Below are 20,647 nucleotides of genomic sequence, written 5' to 3'. Positions count from 1 at the left end.
CGTCCTCGACATGCTTGTTCAAAGCCGTCGATCCCTGTCGGGGCGACGCGCCCACCGGCCGCGGTCCGCAACAGGTCGTGGTGTTGGGTGGCGGACCCCTCCGGCTAAGACGTGGAAGCGGCACGGCGCAGCGAGGCCAAGATTTGCGCCGGCTCCGCCCGCATCGTGAAGTCGGGTTCGACGGACGCGCTGCGGATCCGGCCCTCCGTGTCGATGATGTAAGTCGCGGGAATGGGCAGCATCCAGACTGGCGAACCGTGCCGCGCACCGAAGTCGAAACCGAGCCCGGAATAGTGCGCTTTGATTTCGTCAGGCACCCGGAACAATATGCCATACGACAACGCAACGCCGTAGTCGACGTCAGACAGTACCTTCAGGTCTAGGCCCAGACTTCGCTTGAGTTGCCGCGGGAATTGTCCCGTCTCGGGTGTCACGACCGCGAGAGTTGCGCCGACGCTCTCAAACTCCTCCTTCGCCGCCTGAAGGGCGCACAGCTCGGCGGTGCAGAACGGACACCAGTCTCCTCGGAAGAAACTCAGGACGAGGGGGCCGCCCCGGCGCAGCTGGTCGGAGGAGTGAAGACGACCGTCCGCGTCCGGAAGGAGGAAGTCCGGCGCGGCATCTCCGACCTTCAACGCGTACGATACCACGTCTATATCGCGAAGCCAGCCCACGAGGTGGTTGTATGACGCCCAGTCCGCTTCGCTGAACCTCGTCAACAGCTCCGAACGAATCTGGGCGAGTGTCTTGTCGATCTGGCTTGGCATCCGTTTGGCGTCAAACTGCGGATCGGTTGGCTGGAAGCGGTTGGCCGGCGGCGTGCGTGCCGCGGTCATGCCGGCACGCCCGCCGCCTTCGGAAACGTTGGGTCCAGCATCCCGCGATGGGGGACATCGATCGACCAGTCGCGAAGCCGCGCGACCTTGACAAAAGCGTCCAGCGCCGGCGAGTAGCGGCGCCCCTGCACAGCCAGCAACCGGACTTCCCGCCAAACCTGATCGCCTTCGAGCGGAATGGTCTTGAGTGAGGGAAGGCGCGGCATGTGCTCTGGTGCGAGCATCACGCCGAAGCCAGCCGCCGCCATGTGCTGCAGGTGCAATTCATGACCGCTGCAGTGGCCGAGATGGGGTGGTCCCTTTGGAAAATACGTCTGTTGGATTTTTGGGGCGACGTCGCATCCCGCGCGATCCAGCAAGACGGTCTGTCGGAGGTCGTCGATACCGATCGATAGACGGTTCGCCAAGCGGTGTGTTGGCGCGAGAACTGCGACGTAGCGCTCCTCGAATAGCAACCAGTCGTCGATGCGGGCGGGCATGTCGGGCACGTCACCGACGATTGCGGCGCTGATCTCCCCCTCAAGCAATAAATCGACGAGTCTCTGCGCTACACCCTCGTACAGCTCCACGTGAAGTCCAGGCACGAACTTTGCAATCTCCGCGATCGGATCGAGCACGAGCGACGCCGAGATGGAGGGGGCGAGGCCGATCTTCAGTGGTGCGACCTCCTTGCGCTGGAACTCCTGGGCTCTGCGACACACCGCCTCCGCCGAGGACAATGTGCGTTCCAGCATCGGAAGGACTTCCTTTCCGAGGTCGGTGAGCTGCGTCAATTGGCGCTCACGGTAAATCAATTCGCCGCCGAGCTCCTGCTCAAGCTTCTGCACCCCCTTTGTCAGGGCGGGCTGCGTTACGTTGCACTGCTCGGCCGCGCGAGTGAAGTTGAGGGTGGCCGCGACGGCGAGGAAGTAGCGGACTTGATGAAGCTCCATGTGTTTTCTCCGTCAAGTGGCTGACCATTATGATGGCGAGGTTATGCACCCGGTGGCGTGCGGGGCACGCCGTAACAACGGAGCATGGATGCCACTTGCAGGCGCACGTTGGAATGGCCGGGTCTATTCGTTTGGACGCCCGGACACGCTTTCTGGAGCCCCAGAAAGCGGCTAGTGCGCAGCGAGGTTGGCGAGGACCGGAATCAGATCGCACGGGTCGCCGCGTCGCGTATAGTCGACACTGATATCGGCGTATTTGATCGTTCCGTCGGGCGCAACGACGTACCGGGCCGGCATAGTCAACGTCCAGCTCGGATCGCCGTTGAAGGTCGCGAGATCTATGCCGCATTCCTTCTCGACGAAACGCAGTTCGTCGGAGGCCCTCCAGCGTAGGCCGAAAGCGTGCGCGACCTTGCCACCCGCGTCGACCAGGCTCGCGAATGAAAGGGCATTCCACCTCTGCGTCTCAAGGCTGTTGTGGGCCGTCTGTTGTGAGATGACAACCAGCGAGGCGCCGAGGCTGCGTATGTCGTGAGAGCACGCCTCGATCGCGCGAAGGTCGACTGTGCAGTAGGGACACCATCTCCCCCTGTAGAAGAAGAGAACCATCGGGCCTCGACGCAGCGCCTCGCATGATGAGAATGCCCGGCCATGCCCATCATGCAGCCGGAACGGAGGGGCTTGATCCCCGGCCTGCGCGGCCCGCTCGGCCAATCCGGATGTGGCAAGCGCTTCCACCGCCCGTTGCCGAACCAGCGTCACGTTCGGCGGGGTCCTGGCCAAATCCTCGGCTCTAACGGCGTCCAATTCGTCTTGGAGTAACATCTTCGGCTCGTCGCGCGCGGCCCGGCATGCCACTAGCATAATCGCTGGTGCAGCGTGGCTCCGGTAGTCTTGCCGCGCGAGTTTGAGTTATTTTTCTCATGCATGAATGATCGCCCGAGAGAGAGTTGGCTACTTCGTCGTTTTTGCGCATATCTTTGGCGCGGAGAGCTTGGCCAGGTCGGCCGCAAGCGACTTGCGCAGCCGAGAAGCGGCGAACTCCATGAAGCGCCGCAGCTTGAGGGGCAGGATCGCCTGTCCGGTGTGCACCAGATGCACCGGGATCGGGTCAGGCTCGTAGTCCTCCAGGATGATCCTGAGCTTCCCCGCGGCCACAGGCCTCGCGATTTGGTAAGAGAGCACGTTCGTCACGCCGACGCCGGCGAGCGCCGCGTCGATCGCGGACTCCGCCGTGTTGATCTTCAGCCGACAGTAGGGACGCACGCTCCTCGTCGCCTTGCCGCGCGGCTTGAAAACCCACGTCATCCCAGCTGCGAGTGCCGTGAACGTCACGCACATGTGCTCGGCCAGGTCGTCAGGCGTTTTCGGGACGCCATGGGCGGCGAAATAGTCGGGGCTGCCGCACACCACACGCCTGATCTCGCCCACCTTCGTCGCGACGAGTGTGCTATCGGGCAACATGCCGACGCGGACGGCCAGGTCGATGTGCTCGTCGACGATGTTGATCGTGTGATCGGTGAGCGTCAGTTGAATGCTGATCTGCGGGAAACGCGCGAGGAATTCATTCACGACAGGCACTACGTGGAAGCGCCCAAAGACAATAGGCGCGGTCATCGTGAGCGTACCGCGCGGGACTGTGTACTCCCCAGAGGCCTGCGATTCGGCTTCCTCGACCTGTTCCAGGATGCGTTTGCAGGCGGCGACGTAGGCGAGCCCCGCTTCGGTCAGGGACAGTTTCCGCGTCGATCGGACCAGCAGCTGGGTATTGAGGTGGGTCTCCAATTCGGCGACCTTCCGACTGACGGTCGGTAGAGGGACGCCGAGCTGACGGCCTGCCGCGGAGAAACTGCCGGCCTCCGCCGACCTTACCAAAAGCGACATTGCTTCAAACCGGTCCATTTCTCTCACCCTCCGAGAGGCCATTTCTCACGATTAGGCAATTATGGCGCCGAACGGCAGAGGCTACCACAGCAATTCAAAAACCGAGCCGGCCAGAGTCCAACGGAGAAGAAATGTCCCGCATCGCTATCCCGGGTCGCGACGACGCGCCTGCCGAATCCCAGCCAATCCTCGACAACATCAACAAGATGCTCGGCTTCGTACCGAACCACTATCGCCTCATGTCCATCAGTCCGAACGTTCTGGGCGGCTGGGCCGGTCTGATGGGGTCGCTGTCCAAGGCCCTCGATCTGAAGACCCGGGAGGGCATCGCGCTCGCGGTTTCGGAGGCAAATGGCTGCGACTATTGCCTTGCAGCGCACAGCTATGTCTCAACGAACCTCGCGAAGATCCCTCCGGAGGAAATCGATCTAAACCGGCAGGGCCGATCGAGCGACTCCAAGCGCCAAGCTGCGGTCGCCTTCGCGAAGGCGCTTATCGAGACGCGCGGCAAACTCTCCGACGCCCAGTTTGCGGCGGTCAAGGATGCGGGCTGGACGGATGCTAGTACCCTCGAAATGATCGCGCTGACTGCTCAGTTCCTGTTGACCAACTTCGTGAACAATGCAGTGCGGACCCCGATTGATTTTCCGGAGGTGAGGCCCGCGAAGGCAGTCTAACGCCAGGTGACGCCGCTCTCCGGCGCTCGACGCGACGATGCCGATGCGTTCGCCGTCTACCTCGCGGCCCGCTAGCAGATGATTTCAGGTCGAATCGACCTGAAATCTGAATTCGTCTCTAAATCGGAGAAGTTGAGCATGGTGTTGCCCGAAAACCGCTTCACATTCTTCGGCATTATGCCTCTAGTCGGGGTCGATGTTCGGGATCGGAAGCTTGCGCAAGTCGTCGTCATAGCTAGCCGCTCGCCCGACGCTGACGTTGTCGTTCGTGCGGATGTCGGCGCTGAGGCCAAGCGTCCGCCCCACCGGACACATGTCCGCGGCCTGCATCAGTTGGGCACGTTCCTCGTCGCTCAGGTTTCCTTCGAGCCGGATGGAACGCTCGAAGGAGTCGCGGCTGCCCTCGATGCCGTGGTGATATGAAACAGCCACCTCGACATGAGAAAGCGGGAATTTCCGCCTTCGCGCCTGCAGCCGTATCGTCATCGCTGTGCACGCGGCGAGCGAAGCGCTGAGCAGCTCGTAGGGGTTTGCCCCGGCCGTGATGCCGCCCCTCCCATTGAGGCCGCCAATGGAGAATTCCGATGCGCCGGCGCGGCCGTTGAGCGCGCCGGCGCCGTCAAGATCGCCGCCTACCACGGCCTGCGGGTGGGGAGCGCCATCATTCGAGTTCGTCATCGTGCTTTCCTTTCAGGTTTCGACAGGGCCTTTTGGCAGGCCCGCCTTGACCAGGTATCGTAGCTACGGCCTCGCGAGCGCGACCTGGCTCCCCCGCGGCCCGCACTTTTGCGAACGTAGGGTTTATCACGCTGCGGGTCGACGGTTCCCGACAGTGGGTATCAGGCGTGGAGGGTCTCGCCACCTTCGGCATCCGCGTAGTACTGAGGCGCCTCGCGACGGTCATACTTTCCGTAGTCGCGCACGATCCGCACTCTTCGGATCCTGGCCTTGTTATTCGGCGCAGAAGCGTCCTCATAAGCCTGCGCGGCAGCGGCGTTCTTCCACGATATGAGGAGAATCAGGTCGCCGGGCGTGAGTACGGCGTCAAAGATGTCCCAGAACGTGCTGTCGGCGGCCCACGGATTCAGGCCAAGCCACTCGGCACAATCGTACGGGTTGTTGGTTTGCTTCCACTGCGCGGGGCGAGTCGCGTTGATCAGCGTAACCGTCGTGCCCTCCCCAAATTCAGTCTCATCGAGCCTTTGCTCCGTGAGGGCGTACCCCGTCGGCAGCTGATTGTCGGCAGTGATCTGACCCACGCGCAGGTGGTAGTCGGCGAGGATTTCGTCGCGGCCTTTCTGCTGGAGTTCGTGATGATGCCTGCGGGTGCGCCAGCGCACGAGCGACTTCTCGTCCCGCCAGTTCGAAAGCGAAAGGATCCAGCCCTCGCGGATCAGGCTCTTGTAGCGGATGTTGTCGACGAAGCCCTCTTCCTGCTCCAGCTCGGGGCGCAGCATCTTGGCGCTGTCGAGGTAGTCATCCCAGTTCTCTTTATTGGGGAGGACTTCGAAAATCACTGAAAACATGTTCGTATCCCGTCTCTAGAGTGCTTCGACGCAGTCAGTCCCAATGTCGAAATGGCCCGACAAAGGCACATATTCTTGACGGCAGAAGACGTTCCAGCCGTCGACATCGGTCGCCTTGGACAGCACCCCAGTGGCTCCCGTTCATTCACTGCGCGGGTCCTCGCATTCAACCACTAAAGTCGCTGCAGGCCGCACGGATAATCTGGCGTTTGCGAAAATTATGCTCTCGCAAAACGAAAGGAACGGTCCCTCAAGCGCCGTAGCGTTCGGCCTTGATCGCTCTCGCTTCCAGTCCCAATGCGAGCGCCGCGTCCGCCGCGATGTCAACGAAAGCAGTCGACCCGCACACGAAGACGCTGCCGGGAGAGACAGGCTGACGTGCCGCGACGTCGGCGACCATCGCCGCGTCGATCCGCCTGCTGAAGTCGCTGCTGCGCATCGCCGGCTCGCGCGTCAAGGCCAGGGCGAGTGCGAAATCGGGAAGCGACCTCTCGAGCTCGAGGAGCTCGTCCCTGAAAAGCACGTCACGCCAGGTCCTGGAGGAGAGCAACAGCGCGACAGGCACTGGCTCGCCGCTGGCCTTCCGATGCCGGATCATTGCCATCAGCGGCACGACGCCGGAGCCCGCGCCGATCAAGAGCAGCGGTTTCGCTGTCGGTCCCGGCCAGAGGAAGTGACCGCCAAGCGGCCCGCGAAGCTCGATCATATCTCCTGCTCGAGCGACGTCGTGGAAGAACGGGGAGACCTCGCCGTCCGCGAGGCGCTCGATCGCCAGCTCGATCACTTTGGAATTGCCCGGGGCCGACGCGATCGAGTAGCTGCGCATGGCAGTGTAGCCGTTGGGTGCAGTCAGCCGCACGTCAACGTGCTGTCCGGCCGTATACTCGAACGGTTCGGATAGGCGAAGAAAGAAGCTCTTTATAGCCGGCGTTCTCGTCGCGATCTCGACAATCGCGCAGCTCTGCCATCGCGCGGTTGTGCCAATCGCTTCAGTCATTCGTGTATCGCTGCTCGCGCCACGGATCCCCGTATATGTGGTACCCGCGCAGCTCCCAGAAGCCGGCCTCGTCGCGCTCGGTGAACTGAAGCCCGTTTACCCACTTCGCCGACTTCCAGAAGTAGAGATGCGGCACGAAGAGCCGCGCCGGCCCCCCGTGGTCGCGCGGCAGTGGCTGGCCTTCGTACTCGAGTGCGATCATCGCCTTGCCCGTCGCGAGGTCCGCCAGTGGCACGTTCGTGGAGTAGCCGTCGTAGCAATGGGCGAGCGCAAACGGAGTGGGTGCGCTGAGGCCGGCGTCGGCGAGGATATCGTCGACGGCCACGCCCTGCCACGCGGTGTTGAGCTTCGACCAGGAGGTCACGCAGTGGATGTCTCGCGTCATCTTGGTTCGTGGGAGGGCGTTGAACTCCGACCAGCTCCAAGCTTTGACCGGACGAGGTCCGACCTTTAGCGTGAATGTCCAGTCCGCGGGCTCGATCCTCGGCGTGGGACCGGCCGTAAGCACCGGGAAATTGTCGACGAGGTGCTGTCCCGGGGGAATCCGATCCGATAGTTCCGATCCGGATTGGCGGCCGGTAAAACCGCGAGTAACCATGGCGGACATCCTTCCTCGGCAGGTAAAAAGAGCGTCGTCCCGCGCAACGCCAAGCCGTAGTGCGCCGGATGAGCAAGGTACCGGCGTAACATAGTATTCCGCGCCGCGAATGGGAAATGACGTCACGCCATGAAGTCGATAGCCGGGCGTTATGATCGCCGTCCGCCTTCCGCATCGGCCTCGCGTGCGCCCGACGCCGACTGCTCCAGCAGCTCGGTCAGCATCCTGACGGCCTCCGTCAGCTTCAGGACTTCGCGCTCACGTAGTTGGTCGATCTTTTCATGCAGCAACTCTATCTCGAGCTCCGCCTTCACGTTGATGCGGTAGTCATTCTCCGCGGCCTTGCGATCGATGTCCTGCTGCCGGTTCTGGCTCATCATGATGACTGGCGCGGCGTAGGCCGCTTGGAAAGAAAGCGCGAGATTGAGAAGGATGAACGGGTAGGGGTCCCAGCCCCTGATCGCGCTGACTAGGTTGGCCCCTATCCAGACGACCAGGATCGCACTTTGCACGATGATGAAACTCCACGATCCCATGACGCTGGCGACGGCGTCAGCTATCCTTTGCCCGGGCGTCAGGCACGCAGCCGCCGCGGACTCATCCATGTCCTGGAGACGAAATGAGCGACGCGCTCGCCTGAGGTCGGCGAGCAGGTCATGCTCGGCTTGTTCCATGCCGTCCTGGTCTTCCACCTTCTCTTCCACGTTGCCAGCACCGTTCCGCTTGATTGCACGGTCGACGCGCCAGCGCCCCACCGCGTTTTTGATCGCGTCGTTTAGCCGTGAAATTTCGTGGCGATATCCGCGATGGCTCGTCGCCGGCACCGGGCGCCGGCAAGCTCGTTCTCGGTCGGCGGCCGCTGCGCGTCGGGGCCGGCAATTGTCGTGGCGCCGTAAGGCGTACCGCCGGCGATCTCATCGACTTTCCTTTGGCCGGCAAACCCGCAGTTCATTCCGACCACCGTCATGCCGAAGTGGAGCAGATTGGTGATGATGGTGAACAGCGTCGTCTGCTGGCCGCCATCCTGCGTCGTCGATGACGCGAAGGAGCCGCCGACCTTGCGATTGAGGGTTCCCTTCGCCCATAGGCCGCCAGCCTGGTCGAGGAAACTTGCCATTTGGGACGACATCCTGCCGCAGCGCCTGCTTGCGCCCAAGACGATCGCGTCCTACACGGCGAGGTTGTCGATGCACGCGACTGGAGCGGTCTGGTCGAGGTTGTCGTTGGCTGCCTTCGCGCCTCCGGAAATAGAAGTTCAGGCACTCGCTTCACGTCGGCGGACGCGCCCGCCTCGCGCGCGCCCGCGGTGATTTCGTGTGCGAGCTTTTCGATGTGCCCGTAGGAGGAGCAGTAGAGTACTAGCACTTTGGCCATGGGAGCCGTTCATCGTATTGACCGCCGCCCGCTTACGCGTCTTCGGCTATTTCGAAGCATGCAGAAAACCTCCGGCGCGAGGGCGTCCGGTCGGGTGCTTGCTTTGCTAGCATTAAGTTTCGGGGCAGGAAGGGTAAACGTATCGTATCAATAACTGCCGGGAATGCCGCGCTATCGCTGCAATCCTATGGTCGATCGTCTGCAGCGCGGAGTTCCCTGAGAAGGAAGTCGGTAAACGCACGGGCGGCGGGCTTTATGGTCTTTGCGCTGACAAAGAGCGCATTCAGTTCCATCGAGCCGAAATCCCAGTCGGGCAGCACCCGAACAAGTTTCCCGGCGTCGAGCTCTGCCCGCGCGCTGTTTTCGCTCGATGCGGCGACCCCCAACCCGGCGACAGCGCTTGCCGTGGCTACTTCGTTGGTGGTGATCGAGAGCGCGCTATCAACGCGCACGGAGGTGATGCGGCCGCCCTTGCGGAAGGAGAAAGTCGGCGAGGGATGCGCTGGACTGATGATCACCGAGTGGTGCACGAGATCCGACGGCATCGTGGGTGTGCCGCGCTCCTGTAAGTAGCCTGCCGAGGCCGTGAGTACCCTTGGCTGGTGGATGAGTTTGCGCGCCATCGCGCTGGAGTCGGGGAGGGCGCCGAACTGCAACGACACGTCGAGGCCCTCAGTCACGAGGTCTGGGTAGCGGTCCGTCACTCGGAGCTCGATTTTCAGCGCCGGATGCTGCTTCGTAAACGCGCCAAGCCGCGGGATGATCTCCCTGAGCGCGAAACTTGTCGGCGTGCCGACGCGAAGCGAGCCGCGCAACTCTCCTGTTCCGCGCGCCTCGTGGTCGGCATCGTCGAGCGCTGCGAGGATCGTTTCGACGCGCATCAAGTACGTCGCGCCGGCCTCGGTCAGCGTCACTGCTCGCGTGGTGCGGCTAAAAAGCGTCGCGCCGACCTCCTCCTCGAGCGCAGCGATCAGCCTGGATGCGGACGGCTGCGACAGGCCAAGTTCGCGCCCGGCACGGGAGAAGTTGCCGACGCGCGCGGCGCGAGCAAACAGTCTGAGTGCTGAGAGTCGGTCGTTCATCACTTGGTGGCTCGCGGCGGGCTACACGGAGGTCGGATCCAGCACGAGGGCCAGGATCGTATCGAGCGCGGCGGCCACCGCCACCGCAGCGCAGACGGCGGCGACCCCAAACCCCCGTGCTCGTTGGAAGCGAAAAAGGCCGACTGCGGTCGCGAGTGCGGCTTTCCAGGCATTCATCGGTCTCCTCAGCGGCACCATGCTCTGCAACACCTGGGAAGTAGTGCCTATCGACTCTCAACATAATCGTCTATCTGTGAGACACCGCCTCTCGGCATATGAGAGTAGGTAGTTTGCGTGCTCCTGGCGGCGCTATGGGATGTCGGCGGCAATATCCCCTGCGATTAGGAAGTCACGGTCCCTCGCTACGAGCCGCCCCCACGCTTCTGATCTCAGCGCGCCTCTTCATTCAGCGCGCAGCGCAGTTGGTGTCAAACCGCGAAACGCCGGTATCATTCAACCGCTCGTCGCTCAGGTGCGGTCGTTAGCTCTGGCCGCTGATTATCTTTTTGCCGCGGGGCGCCGCTTAGTCCATGCCGGCCGCGCTGATCGCCTTATATTCGTGGAGCAGCCGCGCACCCATACAGCGCAGCGCGCCACGGAAGGTCAGGGTGCGCCAATGGCCGCGCGGAGCCAGGGCGCACAGCCGCTTCCACTTCGGCCGCCAACATGACAGCGAGCCATGTTGGCCTTGATCCACGGCTCATCGAACAGGCACTGGGGATCGGGCCCGGTCTGCGAGGATCCAAACGCAAGCGCCTGCTGGCGAGATCAGCGCACGCCAGATACGCGTTAGTCTTCCAGGTGTCTTTTATAAATTTTGAATAGAGGCGAAGAGATTCGATTAAGTCGGCTCCGATATCCTGCGCCAACTGGAAATCAGGGCGACCGAGATTCCATCTTGCCATTTGCTATTCATCAGCGCTTCCGCACCTTGATGACCTGGACCAGTCTTCCGGCAGTGATCGCCCTTGCGGTGCTGTTAACTGCCGGAATTTTTGCGGACCATCAAAACAGCATTGTAACCGAGCAGGCATTGCGCGTTGACGTTGCGAAGGAGATGAACCTCGTTCGCGCCAAACTTGAGGGTAATGTCAACGGAGACCTTCAACTGGCGCGTGGTCTGGTCGCGACGATCGTTACTGAACCGAACATGAGCCAAGCTCGCTTTGCCAAACTGGCAAAGAGCCTCTTTCGCGAGAAGACACAGATCAGAAACATTGCCGGCGCCCCTGACCTGGTCGTCTCGTTGATGTATCCGAGGGAAGGCAATGAAAAAGCGATAGGGCTGGACTTCCGCGAAGACGAAAAGCTGCGCGAAGCAGTACTTCGGGCACGCGATAACAAGCAACTGGTGTTAGCCGGGCCGGTAGAACTCAAACAAGGAGGTCAGGCATTCATCGGGCGATTTCCTGTCTTCCTTGACCGTGACGGCCCTCGCGAGACGTTCTGGGGCATAGTGGCCGCCGTGATCGACGTTCCGAAGCTGTACGCGGACAGCGGTCTTTTAGACAAGAACCTGCCAATCGAAATCGCTCTGACAGGTAAGGACGCTCTCGGGAGAAGCGGGGCGCGATTTTACGGTCCCGCGTACGTGACGGAACAAGATCCCGTCACTTCCGAGGTGCGGTTGCCGACAGGATCTTGGCAAATTTCCGCCATTCCCAAGGGTGGCTGGAACACCACGCCCCGCAACGCCTGGATTTTGCGACTAACAATGCTCATCGGCGGCGCCCTGGTCGTGGTTCCGATCGTCTTTGCGGGGCGGCTTCTCAATCAGCGGTATAAGCATTACGCCGATCTGCGCCGCGGCGAACGACGACTGGCACAGCTTTCAGAGAGGCTGGAGCTTGCGCTTGACGCCTCGCAAATTGGCGTCTGGGAGCAGGATCTCGACTCGGACATTATATTCTGGGACGACCGCCTGAACGAAATCTATGGCAAGTCAGCAGATGGCGAACCAAGAACCTTCGAAGAGTGGTCAAGATCGATCCACCCTGACGATCTCGACGAGGCTAAGCGGGATTTCGCGCAAGGGATCGCAACCGGCATATACTCTTCGCAATATCGTGTGGTGCTTCCCAATGGAGTTGTCCGACACGTCCGCGTGCGTGCCAAGACTTACAGGGACGGCACCGATCACAAAATGGTTGGCGCGGAATGGGACGTGACGGCGGATGTGATCCAGACACGGGAACTGGAACGGGCAAAGGATCTCGCCGAAACGAGGAGTGCTGAGCTTGAGGCGGCGACAGCGCGCAATGAGCATACGGCGCTTCACGACTCACTGACCGGCCTTCCGAATCGCCGCCACCTTGACACGATGCTCGATAGCTACGCCGTCACAGGCTCAACGCCTGGCAGCGGCGCCGCGCTTCTGCATCTTGATCTCGATCGTTTCAAACAGATAAATGGCACGCTCGGCCATGCCATCGGCGACGCCGTGCTGATCCATACCGCAAAGGAGCTGACATCAACTGTTCGCTCATCAGACTTCGTTGCCCGAGTCGGAGGCGATGAGTTTGTGGTAGTCTGCAGACGCGATATCTCAACTGATCAGCTTAAACAGCTGGCCGACCGCATCATACATAGATTGCGGCAGCCGATTCCCTACAAGGACCATCAATGCCGTATCGGCGTTAGCATCGGGATCGCAGTCGATGCGGACGGTCCCATCGACGGCCCACGCCTGATGGTCAACGCGGATATAGCCCTTTACCGGGCCAAGAGTCGGGGACGCAATCGATATGAGTTCTTCACCCAGGACCTCCACTCTGAGATCATCCGGACCAAACGGGTAGCCGACGAGATCCTCGCAGGGTTGGAACGCAACGAGTTTGTTCCACATTACCAGCTACAGTTCGATGCCAAAACGCTGGAGGTTGCGGGCGTTGAGGCGCTGGCGCGCTGGAACCATCCCGCCGACGGACTTCAGACGCCAGCCGGGTTCCTCAAGATTGCTGAAGAGTTGAATGTCGTTTCAATTATTGACCGACTAGTACTGGAACAAACCCTCCACGACCTTGATCGCTGGCAGAGGGCCGGCCTCCTGGTTCCGCGCGCTTCGGTGAACGTCTCCGCGAGACGGCTTCAGGACGAGGAGCTGATCACCAGCCTGACGTCACTTTCGATAAAACCAGGAACCGTTTCGTTCGAACTTCTAGAATCAATCTTCCTCGACGACAACGATGAGCTTATGATCTGGAACGTCAACCAGATCAAGGAACTCGGAATCGACATCGAAATTGACGATTTCGGCACCGGCCATGCGTCGATTGTCAGCTTGCTCAAGCTTCAACCGCGACGGTTGAAAATTGCACGCCAGCTAGTTGGTCCAATCGCCAGGTCAGCCCAGCAGCGAGAGGTCGTACAATCGATTGTGCAGATTGGCCGGTCCTTGGGCGTGGAGGTCATCGCCGAAGGTGTCGAGACGATGCAGCAGGCCAAGGTCCTCAAGAATTTAGGCTGTGACATCTTGCAAGGCTATGCGCTGAGCCGACCAATGACCGCACACGGCATCACGAAGTTGTTAAACAACCGGCGAATGCTCGCAGCATCATGAGATCAGCGCGCGCGCGACGAGCATCGGCGCCCGCCAACCCCCGTTTGCGGCCCCTGCGCATGACCAAGCGGATGTACTAGCGCCATTTCACGCGCCAGACCAATGGCTTTTCTAACAAGGCAGAGGCTCACGCCAGCCCGGTGGCCTCCATTCCAGGTATTACAATTGAGCGACGCATTGATGCCTCGCGCCGCATGACGCAGGCGATAGCCGCTGGCGTCACTGGCAAGCTTTTGGAGATTGGTCACATCCTTAAGCTTCTCGAAGGGAAGGAAGCAGAACCGAAGGCTCGCGGCTCACTTCGGATACGACAGGCCGGGTAGGTTCTTTCAGGTTCTCATGATCGACCAGGGGACTGGGGCTTATCGGAGTAGAATGCGACTGGGCAGCCGTGTGCCTTCAGATAGAGTTCCAGCGCCTCGAAGGAGCTGAAGGTGCTCTCCGACTTCACAAAGCGAAGCTGCTGGAGCTTGCTCGTGGCGTCGTCGATGAAGACGAGCAGGGTGCATGGATCGCCCCGCTCCTCGAACCAACGGTGATCACTGCCGTCGATCTGCACCAGCTCGCCATAAGATTCTCGACGCAAACGAGGCTGATGGAATGTCCGGCGCTGCTTGCGCGACAGCCAGATTCCGGCTTCCGCCATCCATTTGCGCAACGTCTCTCGCGACACGATCAGGCCGTGGTTCGCCGCCAACTTCTCGGCCGCCAAGGTCGGCCCGAAGTCGAGATAGTGTTCCCGAACCAGCCGAACCGCCAACTCACCGATGCCGGCGACATATCGATGGTTCGACGGTCGTCCTCGAGCCTTGTGCCGAAGTGCCGCGGCGCCTTCAGTCCGGAACGCCTTCAGCAGATGCTGGACCTGGCGCGTTGTCATATCCAGGACATGCGCCGCCGAGACAACCGTCATGCGCCGCTCCAAAACCTTCGACAGCACCTCGATGCGTTGCAGCTCGCGCTCGCTCATTAAGATCAGTCCCAACCCGCCGTCTCCCTCGCTCATCGGCGAGCAGGGCGACATTCCTACTTTGCGGAATCAAGACATTTCTATTTTGCGGCAATACCCATAAGTCGCATAACATGTATTATGGAACTAACATTTGTGATTACTATTCATATACTTATGTGAACTTCAATATTTCGATTGGACAAGCTAACCGGGAAGCCCGATGAACGGATTCTGATACCGAACTCCGAGCGGTCTGAAATCCTTTTCATTGTCCGTGAGCACGATTAGATCGTGTTGCGTGGCTGTGGCAGCAATCGCGATATCCTCGAAACCGGGAGAGATGCCAGCTCCGCGGGCGACTGCCATAAGTTGCCCGGTTATCGTTGCCGTCTCGAGATCAAGAGGCAGAATGCGGCTACCGTAGTAGTGACGAATTTCTCCCCACCACTCAGCGAGCGCGGCCGCTTTTTTGGTGGCACCGGTTCGCTTGGCGTTCGCAATACCGTCCTCGATCTCAGCCGAGGTGATGACGGACAGCCAAAGGTCGGAGGATCTGTCGACGATCCAGGCAACTAGTCTTTCATCGGAGGGTGTCCTGCGTCTCGAGGGGGCGAGCAAACTGACGACATTCGTATCCAGAAGGTACAACGTCAAAACGCCGGGTCACGCAGAGCCCGTGCGGGCTTTCGGCTTCGCGCTGGCAGGTCGCCGTCCTCCAAGGGCGAGTTTGTAAGCAACCAACCCAGCGATGGCACACGGGAAAGGCGCTCGTAGTCCGCATAGCTGATTACGACAGCCTCTCTTTTGCCGTGACGGGTGACAACCGTCGGTGCGCCTGCAACCGCTTCGTCGACCACATGCGAGAACGTCGCCTTCACGTCTTTAAGCTGAATCTCTTTCATCTTGACAGCCCTGTGACCAAAGTAGTCATATAGCTTATGGAGCGAGCCTTGACAAGAAGGCCGTAGCCCAACTGTCGTAAGCAGATGAGTTGTCCGGATTAGGTAGCACGTGAGTTGTCCGGTTTTATCGCCAGCGGATGGAGGCTGGGGATGAAGCGGGCAGCGTGGCTACAGGACCGGAGAATGCAGAAGTTTCGAGACGTATTGAGCCGCTGGAATGGTGGCGATCTTTCGATGATGGAGGCAGGGGAGTTGCTTGGCATGTCGGAGCGGCAATTCCGACGCTACCGCGACCGGTACGAAGAGGCTGGGGACGCTGGGTTGCTGGATCGGCGCTTGGGCAAGCTTTCGACGCGTCGGGTGCCGGCGGAAGCGATTGAGGAGATGCTGGAGCTTTACCGTCATCGCTACCTCGGCTGGAATGTGAAGCATTTCCACGAGCACCTGCTGCGCGATCACCATTTCAGCTGGGGTTACACCTTCATCAAGACGCAGCTCCACGCGGCGGGCCTTGTGGAACGGGCCAAGCGGCGCGGTGCTCACCGGCGCAAGCGGGAGAGGAAGCCTTGCGAGGGGATGATGCTGCATCAGGATGGCAGCCGTCATCGATGGCTGGTGGGTGAGCCGATGCTGGACCTGATCGTGACGATGGACGATGCGACGAGCACGATCTATTCGGCCTTCCTGATCGAGGAGGAAGGCACGGCGTCGAGCTTTCAGGGCCTTCTGGAGACATTCGTCGCCAAGGGATTGCCATCGAGCCTCTACAGCGATCGCGGCAGCCACTATTTCGTGACGCTGAAGGCCGGCGAGGCGGTCGACAAAAGCCGGCTGACCCAGGTCGGCCGGGCGCTCGAGCGGCTGGGTATCGAACATATTCCAGCCTATTCCCCTGAAGCGCGAGGCCGCTCGGAGCGGATGTTCTCCACCTTGCAGGATCGGCTGCCGAGGGAGCTGGCGCTGGCCGGAATTGCCGACATCGAGGCCGCCAACCGGTTCATCGCACAGACCTACCTACCAGCTCACAATGCCCGCTTCGCCAGGCCGGCCGCGGTCGAGGACAGCGCCTTTGTCGCCGCAGACCCGCAACAACTGGCCCAGATCCTGTGCATCGAGGAGGAGCGCGTCGTTGCCCGCGACAACACGGTCGCCTTCGCGCGGCTGCGATTGCAGCTGCCACAGAGCCCGATCCGGCATCACTTCGTCAAAGCCACCGTCAAGGTCAGGCACTACCCGGATGGAACCCTCGCGATCTTTCACGGGCCGCGCCGCATCGCTCGCTACAGCTCTGACGGCGCCGCAATCGAAGACACTTGCCCCATCAGGCAAGCCGCGTGAACCGCTTCGACGCCAAAACAGAAGCGGACAGATCATGTGCTACCAAACCGGACAACTTGATTAGCTACCGACAGCCATAACGGCGGTCAATTCGCTTTGCCGGCCAAACGGCGTTCATGGGGGCCGCCGGCACATCCGTTTGGAGTCCCGCCACTTCAATCGCTGCTTGATGATGTGCACGGGCAAGGCTGCGAGGCCAGCCGCGCTTGACTTCGTCCCGAGCGGCCTGTCGAGTGTCCGAAAGGCTTTGCGGGGGGCATCGTCGCAACATGGCGTCGAGCAGCGGAATTCCGGGCGGTACGCCGGACAACGGACAGCCACCAGCCGGGGGAAAGGTCCCGGCCGGACGTCCGGACAGCGGACTTTCCTACGTCCCGGTGGGCTGGCTCGTTATCGTCATGGCCCTGTCGGTCTAATGGCTGGCGTCGGCCTTGTGGCTGGTGGGGAGTTCAGGCCTGCCGGACGCCGTTTTCTATTTCCTCTTCAGCGGGCTCGTCGCCGACGTCATCACCATCCTATGGGGACTTTACCTGCTCGGCCTCGCCTTCGGCCGTTCGGCGCGCTTCCCCAGCCATTTCACCATCTGGCAGGCCGCCACGATCATCTGGCTGCTGGCAAGTCACGCTTACGCACTTGCCGTGCCGGGCTTCGTCTTCTCCGCCAGAAACCTGGCCATCACCGCCGCCGAGATCGCCATCGGCCTGCTTTGCATCTACCTGTTGCGCCGCGGCTCCGGCGCCGAGACCGTTTATGCCAGGCCCCGAGCCGAAGCGCCGTCGGTCTTCGTTTCCATTGTCGCCGCGCTGCTCGGCATCATCCTCGGCGCGGTCGTCGGCGCGGTGGGTGGCTTCCTGGCCGGTTCGCTCATCGCCGATATCACCGACGTGAGTTGCTTCGAGGGTGCGTGCGGCTACTTCGCCGCCTTCATCGGCCTGGCCGGGCTGGTGGTCGGCGCCATTGCCGGCGGCATTCTCGCCGTCTGGCTCGCCAACCGGCGCAAGCGCAGGCCGGCCGGCTAGGCTGCGTCGGCCGCGATTCAATTCGCGTGCCGTGATTGCGAATAGGGCCTGCGCGCTCTATTTCTCGTTCGGAACACCGCCGGAGATCCTCGGGAGGATGTTGAGGATCGGCCAGGGGAAAGGTCTTTGATGTTTCGCTTTGTCTTTCGTCTCGCGGCCATGGTCGCGCTGTCGATTTCGGTCATCATGGCGGTGCTTGACACGACACGCACTGTGGCCGCCTCGGCACTGGTGCTGACCCCGCTCAATGCGAGCTGGCTGGCCGTGTCGCCCGACACGCGCGCCGCCTTTGAAAGCTTCGTTCGCGCCAAGGCCGGCCCGCTGCTATGGGACGGCGCCATCGCCTGGGTGCTCAACCAGCCGGGCTTTGCCGTGTTCGCGGTGCTTGCCTTGCTGCTCTACGCCATCGGCTACAGGCGGCAGCGGCGCACGGGGCAATTCGCCTGAAGGGCACGGGCATCGCACCCCGCCATGCTTTTCCAAAAGGTCAAAATTCCACGTGAATTTTGTTTCGGGCCGTGCCAGATTGCCGCTGAGCGGGAGGGGAATATACACTCCTGGCTGACGTCGCGCGCATGCCGGAGAACCGGGCAGGCGGGCGGGCGTAACGGAAAAAAATAACCGACAGGGTGTGGATCACATGAAACGTATCGTTCTCGGCCTTCTGGCCGCAACTGCAATGGTTCTTCCGGCTTTCGCCGCGGATGTGCAGCCGGCCATCCTTTATGATCTCGGCGGCAAGTTCGACAAATCCTTCAACGAGGCGGCCTACCATGGCGCCGAAAAGTTCAAGACAGAGACCGGCGTCCCCTATGTCGAGTTCGAGGTCTCCAACGCTTCGCAACGCGAGCAGGCGTTGCGCCGCTTCGCCGAGGACGGCCACAACCCGATCGTCATGGCCGGCTTCGCCTGGGAGGATGCACTGAAGAAGGTCGCGACCGAATATCCCGATCTCAACTTCGCCATCATCGACGATGCCGTCGACCTGCCCAATGTCCGCTCGCTCGTATTCAAGGAGAATGAAGGCTCCTATCTCGTCGGCATCATGGCGGCGATGGCCTCCAAGACGAAGAAGGTGAGCTTTGTCGGCGGCATGGACATTCCGCTGATCCGCAAGTTCGAATGCGGCTATGTCGGCGGCGCCAAATCGGCAGGCGCGACCGACGTCATCCAGAACATGACCGGCGACACGCCGGCCGCCTGGAACGACCCGGCCAAGGGCGGCGAGATCGCCAAGACGCAGATCGACCAGGGTTCCGACGTGGTCTATGCGGCCGCGGGCGGCACCGGCGTCGGTGTGCTGCAGGCGGCGGCTGATGCCGGCAAGCTCGGCATCGGTGTCGATTCCAACCAGAACGGCCTCCAGCCCGGCAAGGTTCTGACCTCGATGCTGAAGCGCGTGGACGTTGCCGTCTACACCGCCTTCATGGACGGCAAGAACGGCACCTTCAAGGGTGGCGTCGAAAATCTCGGCCTCAAGGAAGGCGGCGTCGACTACGCCATGGACGACAACAACAAGGCGCTGGTTACCGACGAGATGAAGGCGGCGGTCGAGAAGGCCAAGGCCGACATCATCGCCGGCAAGGTCGAGGTGCACGACTACACCGCCGACAACGCCTGCCCGTATTGATCTGCCAAACCGACAGCAAACCGCCGGGCATGGTCCCGGCGGTTTTGTTTTGGAAGTCGCTGCCGGGTAGACGCAGACGTCTCGCAAGAAACACGACCCCAGGCCAATGGTGCAGTTGACAGTCGAACCCATGAACGAACGTGACATTGCAGCGGTGGCGCGATTGCGCGTTGCCGCCTTTTTCACGGGCACCGGACGAACGCTGGACGACGACGTGGCCGGACTTCGTAAACTGCTGCACGGCGACGGCTTCGAAACGGCGTTCGTGGCCCGGATCGGCGACGTGCCGGTCGGGACCTGCCTGCTGGTCCGCGACGAACTCGAACCGGCGCATGATCTGACACCATGGCTGGCCGGCCTGGCCATCGCTCCCGAGCACCAGCACCGAGGGATCGGCACTGCGCTGGTCAGGGCAATCGAAGCTCATGCCACATCGCTCGGCGTGGAGGCGCTTTATCTCTACACGTGGGAGGCGCGCGATTACTACATGAGGCTTGGTTGGATGGTCGTCGAGCCGTTCAGGCAGAACGGGGAGCCGATGGCGCTGATGTCGCGCCAATGTGGGCTATAGCTTTCCCGCCAGATAACCCAATGCGAAAGCCACGACCAGTCCAATGGCGACCGCAAGTCCGCGCCGGTCGCCGAGAGAATAGAAGCCGACATCATGCGGCTTGGCGGGGCCCCGGATCACCGGTTTAGCGTCCTCAAGACCGACAGCGCGCATCTGCGGCAAGTCGCCGATGCGCTGCGTGATCTGCCGCCAGCGCTCCGCGCCACCGGCGGCTTCGGTGCGGTCGAAAATATGCAGGTGCTCAGCAAGCTGGACCACGGCATCGCGAAAGGCTGGATCGATCTCCAGATCGCGCTCGGCCCGTTCGCGCTCTGCATCGTTCATCAGGCCAAGCACGTAGTCGCCGGCTCTTGCGATGCGATCGCTGGCCATCGCTCGACTTCCCTCCCCTACCAGTGCGGCGGCTTAGTCACCGGCACGTCGGGTGCCGCCTGTTCCTCCAGCGCCAGGAAGCGGTCGGTCAGCGCGTCGAGCTTGCGCTGCATGCGCTCGATCACCTTCCACTGCTCGGCGATCTGGCCGGACAGCTCCTCGATGGTCTTCTCCTGCTCGGCGGAGCGGATCTCCAGCGTCGTCAGCCGGTCGGCGGGCATGGTCATGCAAAGTCCTCAGGTATCGCGCGCAGTGTCAAATCGGCTTGCCATATTAGCGAATATGAGAGCTTCGGCCACGTTCGAAATTGACAAGCGCGCCGGGATTTGTCGAGAGTGGACGCTGCTCCGGCCAATTGGCACGGGCGGAGCGTCATGCTAGGCATTTTGACCAAGCGA

22 protein-coding genes and 3 pseudogenes are annotated in these 20,647 nt (G+C 61.5%); 7 read left to right on the top strand and 18 right to left on the bottom strand.

Features of this window, described 5'->3' with window-relative positions; translation table 11 throughout:
- Positions 1 to 104 precede the first annotated feature (104 nt).
- The 4 genes from FJ490_RS23865 to FJ490_RS23850 form a co-directional block, all read right to left on the bottom strand.
- A complete protein-coding gene (locus FJ490_RS23865) occupies positions 105 to 836 on the bottom strand; it encodes a peroxiredoxin family protein (RefSeq protein WP_140522741.1) in 732 nt (243 codons plus the stop codon).
- Positions 833 to 1,768 carry a LysR family transcriptional regulator gene (locus FJ490_RS23860; protein ID WP_140522739.1) on the bottom strand — a complete coding sequence of 312 codons (936 nt, stop codon included), beginning with the start codon at positions 1,766 to 1,768 and terminating at the stop codon, positions 833 to 835. Before FJ490_RS23860 ends, FJ490_RS23865 begins: the two co-directional genes overlap by 4 nt.
- A gap of 171 nt (positions 1,769 to 1,939) precedes the next feature.
- Positions 1,940 to 2,530 carry a peroxiredoxin-like family protein gene (locus FJ490_RS23855; RefSeq protein WP_281405129.1) on the bottom strand — a complete coding sequence of 197 codons (591 nt, stop codon included), beginning with the start codon at positions 2,528 to 2,530 and terminating at the stop codon, positions 1,940 to 1,942.
- 192 nt (positions 2,531 to 2,722) lie between these two features.
- Complete coding sequence (locus FJ490_RS23850; protein WP_140501498.1) at positions 2,723 to 3,670, bottom strand: LysR family transcriptional regulator; 948 nt, start codon at positions 3,668 to 3,670, stop codon at positions 2,723 to 2,725.
- A gap of 113 nt (positions 3,671 to 3,783) precedes the next feature.
- Between FJ490_RS23850 and FJ490_RS23845 the strand changes: the two genes are divergently transcribed.
- The gene (locus tag FJ490_RS23845) at positions 3,784 to 4,329 is read left to right on the top strand and encodes a carboxymuconolactone decarboxylase family protein (protein WP_140501500.1); all 546 of its coding nucleotides are present in this window, start codon (positions 3,784 to 3,786) and stop codon (positions 4,327 to 4,329) included.
- A 183-nt stretch (positions 4,330 to 4,512) separates the two neighbouring features.
- Here FJ490_RS23845 and FJ490_RS23840 read toward each other — a convergent pair whose 3' ends face one another.
- The 9 genes and pseudogenes from FJ490_RS23840 to FJ490_RS33195 all read right to left on the bottom strand — a co-directional run.
- A complete protein-coding gene (locus tag FJ490_RS23840; protein ID WP_140522737.1) occupies positions 4,513 to 5,007 on the bottom strand; it encodes an OsmC family protein in 495 nt (164 codons plus the stop codon).
- Between the two features lie 161 nt (positions 5,008 to 5,168).
- Complete coding sequence (locus tag FJ490_RS23835) at positions 5,169 to 5,855, bottom strand: antibiotic biosynthesis monooxygenase (RefSeq protein WP_140522735.1); 687 nt, start codon at positions 5,853 to 5,855, stop codon at positions 5,169 to 5,171.
- Positions 5,856 to 6,105: 250 nt separating this feature from the next.
- Positions 6,106 to 6,852 (bottom strand): ferredoxin reductase, encoded by a 747-nt coding sequence (locus FJ490_RS23830; RefSeq protein WP_181165397.1) that lies wholly within the window; start codon positions 6,850 to 6,852, stop codon positions 6,106 to 6,108.
- Entirely contained in the window at positions 6,845 to 7,450 is a 606-nt protein-coding gene (locus FJ490_RS23825) for a sulfite oxidase-like oxidoreductase (protein ID WP_140501506.1), read from the bottom strand. The genes FJ490_RS23830 and FJ490_RS23825 overlap by 8 nt, the downstream gene beginning before the upstream one ends.
- Positions 7,451 to 7,599: 149 nt before the next feature.
- Positions 7,600 to 8,274 (bottom strand): DUF1003 domain-containing protein, encoded by a 675-nt coding sequence (locus FJ490_RS23820; protein WP_224647543.1) that lies wholly within the window; start codon positions 8,272 to 8,274, stop codon positions 7,600 to 7,602.
- A pseudogene (wrbA, locus tag FJ490_RS23815) lies at positions 8,226 to 8,824 on the bottom strand (NAD(P)H:quinone oxidoreductase). Before wrbA ends, FJ490_RS23820 begins: the two are co-directional and overlap by 49 nt.
- A gap of 185 nt (positions 8,825 to 9,009) precedes the next feature.
- Positions 9,010 to 9,906, bottom strand: a complete 897-nt coding sequence (locus FJ490_RS23810) for a LysR family transcriptional regulator (RefSeq protein ID WP_140501511.1) — start codon at positions 9,904 to 9,906, stop codon at positions 9,010 to 9,012.
- 21 nt (positions 9,907 to 9,927) lie between these two features.
- On the bottom strand, positions 9,928 to 10,083 hold the full coding sequence (locus tag FJ490_RS32800; protein ID WP_181165398.1) for a hypothetical protein: 156 nt from the start codon (positions 10,081 to 10,083) through the stop codon (positions 9,928 to 9,930).
- A gap of 403 nt (positions 10,084 to 10,486) precedes the next feature.
- Positions 10,487 to 10,629: pseudogene (locus tag FJ490_RS33195) on the bottom strand (IS630 family transposase); the annotation flags it as partial.
- Positions 10,630 to 10,840: 211 nt separating this feature from the next.
- On the opposite strand from FJ490_RS33195, the gene FJ490_RS23805 reads away from it, so the two are divergent.
- On the top strand, positions 10,841 to 13,465 hold the full coding sequence (locus tag FJ490_RS23805; RefSeq protein WP_140523374.1) for an EAL domain-containing protein: 2,625 nt from the start codon (positions 10,841 to 10,843) through the stop codon (positions 13,463 to 13,465).
- Between the two features lie 364 nt (positions 13,466 to 13,829).
- Here the strand turns inward: FJ490_RS23805 and FJ490_RS23800 are convergent.
- The 3 genes and pseudogenes from FJ490_RS23800 to FJ490_RS23790 form a co-directional block, all read right to left on the bottom strand.
- A pseudogene (locus tag FJ490_RS23800) lies at positions 13,830 to 14,450 on the bottom strand (ISNCY family transposase); the annotation flags it as partial.
- Between the two features lie 171 nt (positions 14,451 to 14,621).
- The gene (locus tag FJ490_RS23795; protein ID WP_140522733.1) at positions 14,622 to 15,065 is read right to left on the bottom strand and encodes a type II toxin-antitoxin system VapC family toxin; all 444 of its coding nucleotides are present in this window, start codon (positions 15,063 to 15,065) and stop codon (positions 14,622 to 14,624) included.
- Positions 15,066 to 15,067: 2 nt separating this feature from the next.
- Positions 15,068 to 15,319, bottom strand: a complete 252-nt coding sequence (locus FJ490_RS23790) for a type II toxin-antitoxin system Phd/YefM family antitoxin (protein WP_140522731.1) — start codon at positions 15,317 to 15,319, stop codon at positions 15,068 to 15,070.
- A 183-nt stretch (positions 15,320 to 15,502) separates the two neighbouring features.
- Between FJ490_RS23790 and FJ490_RS23785 the strand changes: the two genes are divergently transcribed.
- From FJ490_RS23785 to FJ490_RS23765, 5 genes are all read left to right on the top strand, one after another.
- Positions 15,503 to 16,657 (top strand): ISNCY family transposase, encoded by a 1,155-nt coding sequence (locus FJ490_RS23785; protein WP_140670009.1) that lies wholly within the window; start codon positions 15,503 to 15,505, stop codon positions 16,655 to 16,657.
- A gap of 431 nt (positions 16,658 to 17,088) precedes the next feature.
- Positions 17,089 to 17,676, top strand: a complete 588-nt coding sequence (locus tag FJ490_RS23780) for a hypothetical protein (protein WP_246672763.1) — start codon at positions 17,089 to 17,091, stop codon at positions 17,674 to 17,676.
- A 129-nt stretch (positions 17,677 to 17,805) separates the two neighbouring features.
- Positions 17,806 to 18,123, top strand: coding sequence for a hypothetical protein (locus tag FJ490_RS23775; protein ID WP_140513730.1), 318 nt, complete (start codon positions 17,806 to 17,808; stop codon positions 18,121 to 18,123).
- Positions 18,124 to 18,316: 193 nt separating this feature from the next.
- Positions 18,317 to 19,306 carry a BMP family ABC transporter substrate-binding protein gene (locus FJ490_RS23770; protein WP_140496350.1) on the top strand — a complete coding sequence of 330 codons (990 nt, stop codon included), beginning with the start codon at positions 18,317 to 18,319 and terminating at the stop codon, positions 19,304 to 19,306.
- A 130-nt stretch (positions 19,307 to 19,436) separates the two neighbouring features.
- On the top strand, positions 19,437 to 19,877 hold the full coding sequence (locus FJ490_RS23765) for a GNAT family N-acetyltransferase (protein ID WP_224681353.1): 441 nt from the start codon (positions 19,437 to 19,439) through the stop codon (positions 19,875 to 19,877).
- On the opposite strand, the gene FJ490_RS23760 is transcribed toward FJ490_RS23765, so the two are convergent.
- Together FJ490_RS23760 and FJ490_RS23755 are read right to left on the bottom strand one after the other, a co-directional pair.
- Positions 19,872 to 20,249 carry a hypothetical protein gene (locus FJ490_RS23760; protein ID WP_140496352.1) on the bottom strand — a complete coding sequence of 126 codons (378 nt, stop codon included), beginning with the start codon at positions 20,247 to 20,249 and terminating at the stop codon, positions 19,872 to 19,874. The genes FJ490_RS23765 and FJ490_RS23760 overlap by 6 nt on opposite strands.
- Positions 20,250 to 20,266: 17 nt before the next feature.
- A complete protein-coding gene (locus FJ490_RS23755; protein WP_140513732.1) occupies positions 20,267 to 20,476 on the bottom strand; it encodes a SlyX family protein in 210 nt (69 codons plus the stop codon).
- Positions 20,477 to 20,647: the final 171 nt, after the last annotated feature.

The sequence above is a fragment of the Mesorhizobium sp. B2-5-11 genome (assembly GCF_006440835.1).
In the GTDB taxonomy this organism is placed as follows: Bacteria; Pseudomonadota; Alphaproteobacteria; order Rhizobiales; family Rhizobiaceae; genus Mesorhizobium.
This window is presented reverse-complemented; position numbering and strand designations above follow the sequence as displayed.